The sequence below is a fragment of the Pseudostreptobacillus hongkongensis genome (assembly GCF_001559795.1).
Taxonomy (GTDB): Bacteria; Fusobacteriota; Fusobacteriia; order Fusobacteriales; family Leptotrichiaceae; genus Pseudostreptobacillus; species Pseudostreptobacillus hongkongensis.
On the sequence record NZ_LOHY01000099.1, the window covers coordinates 1 to 10,219 of the forward strand.

Here is a 10,219-nt window from a genome sequence, read left to right on the forward strand (position 1 = left end):
ATTGCAACAGCCTCTTTTATTTTAATAAATATTATTAAACAACAAAGGTAGCAAACGCTACCTTTATCTTTTTTCCAATGATTTTTGTATAAATAAGTTAAATATTTTAACTGAATCTGAATTATTATGTGTCATCATTTCAGGATGCCATTGAACTCCTAATATCCAAAGGTCATGATTTTCAAAGAATATAGATTCTATTACACCATCGTTTGAGCGAGCTACGGCTTTAAATCCTTGTGCAAGTTCATCTATTATTTGGTGGTGGAAAGAGTTGACTAAACATTGATCTTTATTTAGTATATCTTTAAGTATTCCTTCTAAATTAATATTATGTGTTGGAACATTCCATTTAACATTTTGATTATGTTTAATAGTTTCAAATGGAGCAAGTGAAATATCTTGATGTAAAGTACCTCCAAATCCAACGTTTATTAATTGTAATCCACGACATATACCAAAGATAGGTTTTCCTTGTTCACATGCTTCTTTAAGTAATTTTATTTCAAATTCATCTCTTCTGGGTAAAATTTCTTGTAATAATTTGTGAGGATCTTGCTTGTAAAGTAAAGGATTTACATCGTATCCTCCTGTAAGAATTAAACCATCTATTTTTTCAACATATGCTTTAATAATTTCATCATCATTTGTCATAGGAAGAATCAAAGGTATACCACCAGAGTTTATAACACTATCTACGTAGTCTTGGCTTACATAAGCTCTTTCATATCCTAAAAAAGATGCTTCATTTTCAAAAGTTAAATTTGAAGATATTCCTATTACTGCTTTATTTATCATTTTTTAATTTCACCTTACCTTTTAATTCTGATATATTTTTTGAATTTGTTAATAACATAATATATTTAATGTCTTCTATCCATTCAAGCATTATGTTTATAACCTCTTCTTTACCTTTGGTTTCTAATAATTCAAGAAAAGTTTTTGAAAGACCGACAGCTTTTGCACCGAAGGCTAAAGATTTAACTATATCTAAAGGGTTTCTTATCCCACCACTAGCTAAAAATTCTATGTTATTAGAATATTTTTGAGCATATAGAAGAGAATCCACTGTTGTATAACCCATTTCTTGATAATAGTATTTAGGTTTTTTGCGTCTCATATTTTCTATAATAGAAAAATCTGTTCCACCTTTCCCACTTATATCTATTATTTTTATTCCAAGAGATATAGCTTTTTCTATAGTTTTTTCATTCATTCCAAATCCAGTTTCTTTAAGAATGATAGGAACTGGAGAAAATTTAACTATTTCTTTTAAGTTATTTTCCCAATTTTTAAAATTTTCATCTCCTTCAGGCATTAATATTTCCTGAATAGGATTAATATGTACTTGATGTATTTTAGATTTACTTTTAGATATAGTTTCTAAATGTTTATCTACAGATTTATCAATTCCTAGATTAGATCCTTGTCCTTTAGGATAAGTTGAAACATCTTTTCCTAAAAATGGAGAATAAGATCCTGGAAATAGAAAAATACCTGTTCTTTTAGAAATATATTCTAAATCTTTATTTATCTTATCACCTTTAACACTTCCGCCTGTTATTGCATTTATATAGAAAGGGAAATTTAAAGAAAGATCACCTATTTTTGTTGATATATCTATATCTGATATATCAAAATTAGGTATAGAATGATATTCTAATTCATATTTATCAAAAGAGTTATGTTCATTTTTTTGCATTAATGCATATCTAATATGATCGTCTTTACGTTCCATAAGTTCTCCTTAATATTTGTATATATACTATATCATAAAAAGTAGATAAAATAAAGAAATATAATAAAAAGAATGTGCCGGGATTCTAATTATTTATGTTTATTAATATATCATTACCTTTAAGTTTTAATTTTGTATCTTTACTTTGTATGATTTCTAAAGGTAGGTCATAATAAAAGTCATATGTTAATTGTACGAAGGGTTCGATTTCTTGATAATTTACTAATTTATTATCATATGATTGATCTAAAGTTTCATATTTAATATTATTATTTACTACTAGAAAATTATAATTCTTAATAAGTTTTGTACTACTTGAAATATTTTTTATTGATAATCAAATTTAGAAGTAAATTCATCTAAAATTTCTTTTGATGTCACATTAACTTCAAAATATTTACTTGTAATAGGTTCATTAATTTTACCTTCTACATTACAAGATATTACAGAAAAAACTATAATTACTAGAGTAATAATCTTTAATATTAACGAAATGGTAAACTAAAAAAATACTTGACAATAAAAAACCAAAGTGATATACTAGCACTATAAGGATGGGAGTGCTAACAGGAGGTGAAAGCTTTTGAATGATAGAGAAAAAGAGGTTTTTAAAATAATAATTAGTCATTATCTTAATAGTGGTGAATCGGTAGGATCAAGAACTTTAGAAAAAAAATATAACATGGGTGTATCGAGTGCTACAATTAGAAATGTAATGGCAGATTTAGAAGAAATGGGTTTAATAACAAAAACTCATACATCATCAGGACGCGTACCAACACTTGAGGGTTATAGAATGTATATAGACAATCTTCTTCAAGAAACTGATATACCTGATGAAATTAAGGATAAAATATTTTTAACTTATCAAAAAAGAATAAATAAGACAGATATAATATTCAAAGAAACTGCAAAGCTATTAGCTGAAGTTTCAGGATGTATGTCTGTAGTATTAGAACCTTCATCAGAAGTTGAAAGTATTAAAAAAATTCAGTTTATTAAGATAACTGAAAGAGATGTATATGTGGTTGTTGTACTTAATAATAATATAATAAAAACATCGGTATTATCGATGTCTACATATATAACTGAAGAAAATGTTGAAAATCTTAATATATATATGAAAAATTTAATAGAAACAACTCATAAAGATTTCAGTTTATCTGATCTTGAACAATTTTTAAGTAAGATAGGTAAAACTGATTTAGAAGTTGAAGATAAAAAGATTTTTGAGAAAAATAAGATATTCATAGATGGAGTAGATAATCTAATTACTCATGAAAATATGGATCTTGAAAGTTTTGTTAAAACGATAAAATTTGTAAGTAATGAAGTTGAAATTAAAAATATTTTTAGAAGACTTGCAAAAGAATCAGAATATGATGTAGAAAAAGCAAATATAGTTTTTGGTAAAGATTTAGAAATTGAAGATTTAAAAGACTATGTTTTCATATTTAAATGTTACGAATTTGGAGATGATAAAGGAGTTTTAGGACTATTAAGTTCTACTCGTATAGATTATGGAAAGATAGTAGCTACAATTGATTTTGTGATTACGATGCTTAAAAAATCTCTTAATCAAAATGCAGGGAATAAATTTTTAGAACTTAAACTTTAGAGGAGGCGAGATGAACGAAGAATTAAAAGATGAAAAAATAGAAGCTGAGGTTGAAACTGAAACAAATGAAGAAGTTAAACCTGAAGAAAATGAATTAGATAAAGTTAAGGCAGAACTTGAAGAATATAAAAAGGCTTATGCAATAAAAATGGCTGATTTTCAAAACTTTTCAAAAAGAAAAGAAAAAGAATTGCAAGAGTATAAAGAATATGCAGCTAAGAATATAATATTAAAGGTATTGGAAAATTTAGATAATTTAGAAAGAGCCTTAAGTGTTGCAGCAGAAAATGATAATAAAGAAGCACTTATAGAAGGAATTAATATGAGTGTTAATAACTTTAATGAAATGTTAAAACACGAAGGTGTTGAAGAAATACCTACAGAAAATGAACCATATAATGCTGAAGTGCATCATGCTATAGCAACAGTAAATGAAAGCGATAAAGAAAATAATTCTATAGTATTTGTACATCAGAAAGGATATAAATTAAAAGGAAGAGTAATAAGACCATCTATGGTTGTAATAAATAAGAAAGAAGAAAATAACTAGGAGGAAACAAAATGGCAAAAATAATAGGAATAGATTTAGGAACAACAAATTCATGTGTAGCAGTAATGGAAGGTAGTGCATTTACAGTAATACCTAACTCTGAAGGAGAAAGAACGACTCCATCAGTAGTATCTATAGAATCAAATGGAGAAATAGTAGTAGGATCAACAGCAAAAAGAAAAGCAATTACAGAGCCAAAACAAACAGTAATTTCAATTAAAACTCATATGGGTTCAGATTATAAAGTTGATATTCATGGTAAAAACTATACTCCACAAGAAATTTCAGCTATGACTTTAAAGAAATTAAAGAAAGATGCTGAAAGCTACTTAGGAGAAGAAGTTAAAGAAGCAGTAATTACAGTACCAGCTTACTTCACAGATGCTCAAAGACAAGCAACAAAAGATGCTGGAGAAATTGCAGGATTAACAGTTAAGAGAATTATAAACGAACCAACAGCAGCAGCACTTGCATATGGTTTAGATAAAGAAAGAGAAGAAAAAATATTAGTATTTGACTTAGGAGGAGGAACATTTGACGTTTCAGTACTTGAAGTTGGATCAGGACTTGTAGAAGTTAAAGCTACAGCAGGAAATAACCACTTAGGTGGAGATAACTTTGATGAAGCTGTTATTAATTGGCTTGCAGATGAATTCCAAAAAGAACATGGAATTGATCTAAGAAAAGAACCTCAAGCATACCAAAGATTAAAAGATGCAGCTGAAGATGCTAAAAAGAAATTATCATCAACACTTGAAACTACAATTTCTTTACCATTTATAGCTATGGATGCAACAGGTCCTAAAAACTTAGAAAAGAAATTAACAAGAGCAGCATTTAATGAATTAACTAAGAATTTAGTTGAAATGACTAAAGGACCAGTTAAACAAGCTTTAGATGATGCAGGATTAACAGTAAGAGATATAGAACAAGTATTATTAGTAGGAGGATCTACAAGAATACCAGCAGTTCAAGAATGGGTTAAAGAATACTTCGGAAAAGAACCTAATAGATCAATAAATCCAGATGAAGTTGTTGCTATGGGAGCTGCAATTCAAGGTGGAGTATTAGCAGGAGATGTTAAAGATGTTCTATTATTAGATGTTACTCCATTATCACTTGGTATAGAAACTATGGGTGGAGTATTTACTAAAATGATAGAAAGAAATACAACTATACCTACTAAGAAATCACAAGTATATTCAACTGCAACTGATAATCAAACAGCAGTTACTATACATGTATTACAAGGAGAAAGAGCTCAAGCTTCTCAAAACCATTCACTTGGACAATTTAACTTAGAAGGAATACCTGCAGCACCACGTGGAATTCCTCAAATAGAAGTTACATTTGATATAGATTCAAATGGTATAGTACATGTTTCAGCTAAAGATTTAGGAACAGGTAAAGAAAATCAAATAACTATATCTGGTTCATCAAACTTAAGTAAAGATGATGTAGAAAGAATGAAAAAAGAAGCAGAAGCTAATGAGGAAGCAGATAATAAATTTAGAGAATTAATTGAAGCAAGAAATATGGCAGATCAATTAATAATCTCTATGGAAAAAACTATAAAAGAAAATGAAGATAAATTACAAGGAACTGAAAAAGCTGATATAGAATCTGCAATTGAAGAACTTAAAAAAGTTAAAGATGGAGATAATATAGAGGAAATTAGATCAGGAATAGAAAAATTATCTAAAGCAAGTGAAGCATTTGCTACAAGAATTTATCAAGCAGCACAAGCTACAAATACTAATGCAGAATCAGGAAATACAAAATCAGAAGATGACATAGTTGAAGCAGAAGAAGTTAAATAGGTCTTTTAAGACCTATTCTTCGCTATAATAAAAGGAGAGTATACATGGTTATATTAAAAAAAGGTGCTAATGTTGCACATGTTTTAGAAAAAGGTGCAGAAATTAAATCATTTACTATAGATGGTGAAGAATTTTTATGGAATAAGGAAGAATTTTGGGCAAAAACATCTCCTATCTTATTCCCATTTGTTGGAGGATTAAGAGATAATAAGTATGAGTATAAGGGTAAAGAATATACTATTACTACAAGACATGGTTTTGCAAGAGATAATATTTTTGAAGTTGTTGAAAAACACGAAGATAGAGCAATTTTTAAGTTTAGTTCAAATGAAGAAACTTTAGAAAAATATCCATTTAATTTTGACTTATTTTTAGAATATATATTAACAGATAATGGTTTTGAACTAAAGTATAAAGTAGTTAATTTAGATAAAGATGAAATGTATTTTTCTATAGGAGCACATCCTGCTTTTGCCCTTCAAAATGATTATGAAGGTAATGCGTATATAGAATTTGAAGTGCCAGAGGATGCTAAAAAATATAAGTTAGATTTAAAAACAGGATTTTATGATGGAATGAAAGATTTCTTTTCATTACAAGAAGATAAAACAAAATTAGAAATTGTAGATGAAAATTTTGTAGAAGATGCTATTTCATTTAAAAATTTAAATTCAACTAAAGTGTATATTAAATCAAGAACTAATAAAAAAGAAGTTATGGTTGATTTTAAAGATTTTCCATATATAGCTTTTTGGAAACCATTAAATGCACCGTTTGTATGTATAGAACCATGGTATGGAATTAACGATATATTAAATACATCTAATGATATTATAGCAAAAGAAGGAATTCAGAAATTAAACGGAAATTCAGAGTTTAATTCAACATTAAAATTTGAATTTAAGAGAGGATATTAATGAAGAAGGATTATTATGAATTGCTTGGACTTAACAAAAATGCAACTGAAAGTGAAATAAAGAAAGCATTTAGAAAAGCAGCTATGAAATATCATCCTGATAAAATGGCAAATGAAACTGAGGAAAAAAAGAAAGAAGCTGAAGAAAAATTTAAAGAATTAAATGAAGCTTATCAAATATTATCAGATCCAGAAAAGAAACAACTATATGATCAATATGGACATGCTGCTTTTGAAAATGGTGGATTTGGAAACGCACAAGGCTTTGGTGGTTTTGAAGGATTTGAAGGATTTAATTTTGAGGACATATTCTCTAATTTCTTTGGTGGTGGAGGATTCTCAGGTGGCTTTTCATCAGGATTTTCTGGTGGAAGAAGACAGGGAGATGATATTTTACAAACTGTAGAATTAACGCTTCAAGAGATTGCAGATGGAGTTCAAAAAGATATAGAATATAACAGAATAGGAAAATGTGATAAATGTGATGGAACAGGTGCTGAAAATAAAGAAATGGCTACATGTTCACATTGTCACGGTATAGGTTATACTGAAGAAGTACAAAGAAGTATATTTGGAAATAGAAGAGTGCATGTTGAATGTTCAGAATGTCATGGAACAGGTAAAAAACCTAAAAAAGAATGTTCACATTGTCATGGTAAAGGAACTAAAACAGAAAGAATTAAAAAGACTATAAAAATACCAGCAGGTGTTGAAGATGGTACAAGACTTGTAGTAAGAGATGGTGGAAATTATGCAGGTCCTGGAAGTGAATTTGGAGATCTATATATACAAATTAGAGAAAAATCTAATAGTATGTTTATTAGAAATGGTATAGATGTTTATTGTAAAGTACCTATTAGCTTTAAAGTCGCTGCATTAGGTGGAGAAGTTGAAATTCCTACATTAAGAGGTAAAACTAAAATTAAAATAAATGAGGGAACTCAAAATGGAACAAAAATGAAGATAAGAGATGCAGGTATAAAATACAATCATAGAATAGGATCTCAAATTATAGAAATAGAAGTTGAAGTTCCACAAAACTTGAATAAACAACAAAAAGAAAAATTAGAAGAATTCTATTCTTTATTAAATGAAAATAATGAAAAACACACAAAAACTTTCTTTGATAAAATAAAAGATTGGTTTAATGATAAATAGAAAATATACCAAAAAACTGGATGGTAAAATTGCTAAAAGGTTTGGAGGTATATTTTTTTACTTACAATTAGCATATTGCTAGAGAAGTGGATAGAAAAATCTGGAGATGATGTGAAATATCAAAAAGTTGCAGGGTAAAGTTAGTTTGATAGGTTTTAGAATATAAGAAATGGGGAAAATTTTTAAAAGTAATTAGATGCACAATGATTGCTTGTTATAATAGTAGACACTTGGTTTCTGATGATTTTACTGAGGTTAGGAAAATTGTGGAAGCAGGTATAACTAAAAAAATCAAATAAAGGAAATTCAATATAAATTTTATTTTTATGAAAAACTAAACCTAGAATCTCAACATTTAATTGAAAAATAACAATAATAGGTGTATAATATTAATAAAAAATATATAAAAATAAGGATGTGATTGTATGGGGAAAAATAAAAAATTAAATTTAGGAATTTTATCATTACTATTAATTTCTATTGGTGGAGGAGTATTATCAACAGCAGAAACAATTGATGATGCAAAAAGACAAATAGATGAAAATAATAAGATTATAGGGAGTGAAGAAGGAACAACATATACTGGAGAAAGTAATGGTTCATTTGTAACAACCAAAGATGGAACAAAATTAGAAGGAAAAGTAAAGTTTGATATAAAAGATATAAATGCTAACGAAGCTCACTTGGAATTAAAGGGTAAAGGTGTAAAAGGAGATGATTTAAGTATAACGATAGCACCTAAAGAGGGTGTAACTCATACAAGATCAAAAGGATTAATAACAAGAGGGGATTCGGATGTAAATGTTAACAATCTTAATGTAGATATTACTTTTAAAGATACGACAGGACAATTTTCAGGTTCTGCAGATTCAAATGCAAGTTATGGTGTAGCTGTTGGGTATAATTATAATGGTGGAAATAAAACAGATACTTCTAAATTAACTGTAAATAATATGGATGTTAAAGTTAGAAATACAGAAGATACTACTTTTAATGTTAAAACAGTTTCAAAAAGTTTTTGGGGAATTACAATAACTGCTCACGTTAGATTTGGATATCAATTATCAGGATTAAAGGTATATAGAACAAATGGCGCAAAGGCAGAATTTGTTTCAAATGGAAACACAAATATTTTAGTAGAAGATGTATCAAAAACTAAATCTGGGGATTATTTAGCAGGAGTATATGTTTCTGGAGAAGAATCAAAAGCTACATTTAATGGAGATACAAATATTACAGTAATAGGTGAAGGTGTAAATTCTGCAGCAATTAAGATAGGAAAACCTGTAGAAAAATTTGATGAAAATAAGGCATCAAAAGTAGAAGTAAATGGTAAGTTAAATATAGATACAACAAAAATGCCAAATTCTGGAGCTGTAAGATTATTTACCAATAATACCAGCTTTGAAGTAACAGGTAAAAATACAACTGAAGCCTCTTTAATTAAAGCAGGAAATTCTGCAATAGTTTTTGATATGCAAGATTATGTACTAGGATTTTCAACAAAATCTAAAGTTGATTATAATAAGTCAGAAGATTGGGGATTGGTTACTACTCGTAATTCAAATGCAGAAAATCAAAGTGTAAAATTACACAACACTAAATTAAGTACGGTGTCAAATGACAAATCTCTAATTTTAGCAAAAGCAGAAATAGCTAAAGATAATTCATTTGGTCAAGCAAGTAATTTTGAATCAAGTTTAAATGGTGGAAAAGGCTATGCTTCAAAAAATGCTGTATTTGAATTATCAGGAGAAAAATCAGAAGCAATAGCTGCTAATAATGGTTGGTTAATAGAAACACAAGGAGTTGATAAAAATACTGTATCATCATTAACAGCAACAATTAAAGATAAAGCTAGTATTTATGGAATGGTAAATAAGGCTTTTGGTAGAGGTTTTGATGCTAGATTAGATATGAATTTAGAAAGTGGTTCTAAATGGGTGTTAAAAAATAAAGGAGATGTTAATGAATCAACTTTTAATAATTTAAATATTAGGGAAAATTCTATACTAGATGCTTCTCAATTTAATTTGAATGCTGGAGATTATAGTAATGTTCCTATTCCTAAAAATTTAACAGAAAATTTTGAAAATGCAAAGAAAAAAATTGAAAGATTAAAGCGTTATAATTTACCTCCAACACCAGAAAATTTAGAAACAATGAGACAAGCTGAGGAAGCAAAAGAAAAAGCAGAAGAAGCTATAAAAGAATATAAAAAGAACAATCAAGATCCGAAAGCTGTTGCAAGTTCACGTTCTGAATTTGTGTTAAATTCATCATCTTTAGATGATAAATCAAAAATAACAAATTCAGGAACGATTACTTTAGATAATGGTAAGTATCACGATAAATTAACATTAAAAGGAAAATATAGTAGTACTTCAGGAAAGTTATTGGTTAATACATTATGGAATGA

The 10,219-nt window shown here is 28.0% G+C and carries 8 protein-coding genes; 6 read left to right on the forward strand and 2 right to left on the reverse strand.

What is annotated here, in order from left to right; all coding sequences use genetic code 11:
• Nucleotides 1-63: 63 nt before the first annotated feature.
• Both AYC59_RS05350 and fni read right to left on the reverse strand, forming a co-directional pair.
• Entirely contained in the window at nt 64-798 is a 735-nt protein-coding gene (locus tag AYC59_RS05350) for a gamma-glutamyl-gamma-aminobutyrate hydrolase family protein (RefSeq protein WP_066896004.1), read from the reverse strand.
• On the reverse strand, nt 788-1,738 hold the full coding sequence (gene fni / locus AYC59_RS05355; RefSeq protein ID WP_066896007.1) for a type 2 isopentenyl-diphosphate Delta-isomerase: 951 nt from the start codon (nt 1,736-1,738) through the stop codon (nt 788-790). The genes AYC59_RS05350 and fni overlap by 11 nt, the downstream gene beginning before the upstream one ends.
• Nucleotides 1,739-2,321: 583 nt before the next feature.
• Here fni and hrcA point away from each other — a divergent pair.
• The 6 genes from hrcA to AYC59_RS05385 form a co-directional block, all read left to right on the forward strand.
• Complete coding sequence (hrcA, locus tag AYC59_RS05360; RefSeq protein WP_066896010.1) at nt 2,322-3,356, forward strand: heat-inducible transcriptional repressor HrcA; 1,035 nt, start codon at nt 2,322-2,324, stop codon at nt 3,354-3,356.
• Nucleotides 3,357-3,366: 10 nt separating this feature from the next.
• The gene (gene grpE / locus AYC59_RS05365) at nt 3,367-3,906 is read left to right on the forward strand and encodes a nucleotide exchange factor GrpE (protein WP_066896012.1); all 540 of its coding nucleotides are present in this window, start codon (nt 3,367-3,369) and stop codon (nt 3,904-3,906) included.
• A gap of 11 nt (nt 3,907-3,917) precedes the next feature.
• Nucleotides 3,918-5,726 carry a molecular chaperone DnaK gene (gene dnaK / locus AYC59_RS05370; RefSeq protein ID WP_066896015.1) on the forward strand — a complete coding sequence of 603 codons (1,809 nt, stop codon included), beginning with the start codon at nt 3,918-3,920 and terminating at the stop codon, nt 5,724-5,726.
• A 44-nt stretch (nt 5,727-5,770) separates the two neighbouring features.
• Complete coding sequence (locus AYC59_RS05375; RefSeq protein WP_066896018.1) at nt 5,771-6,643, forward strand: aldose 1-epimerase family protein; 873 nt, start codon at nt 5,771-5,773, stop codon at nt 6,641-6,643.
• A complete protein-coding gene (dnaJ, locus tag AYC59_RS05380) occupies nt 6,643-7,800 on the forward strand; it encodes a molecular chaperone DnaJ (RefSeq protein ID WP_066896021.1) in 1,158 nt (385 codons plus the stop codon). The genes AYC59_RS05375 and dnaJ overlap by 1 nt, the downstream gene beginning before the upstream one ends.
• Nucleotides 7,801-8,225: 425 nt before the next feature.
• Nucleotides 8,226-10,219 (forward strand): hypothetical protein (locus AYC59_RS05385; RefSeq protein WP_211260014.1); only part of this gene is annotated, 1,994 nt, incomplete at its 3' end.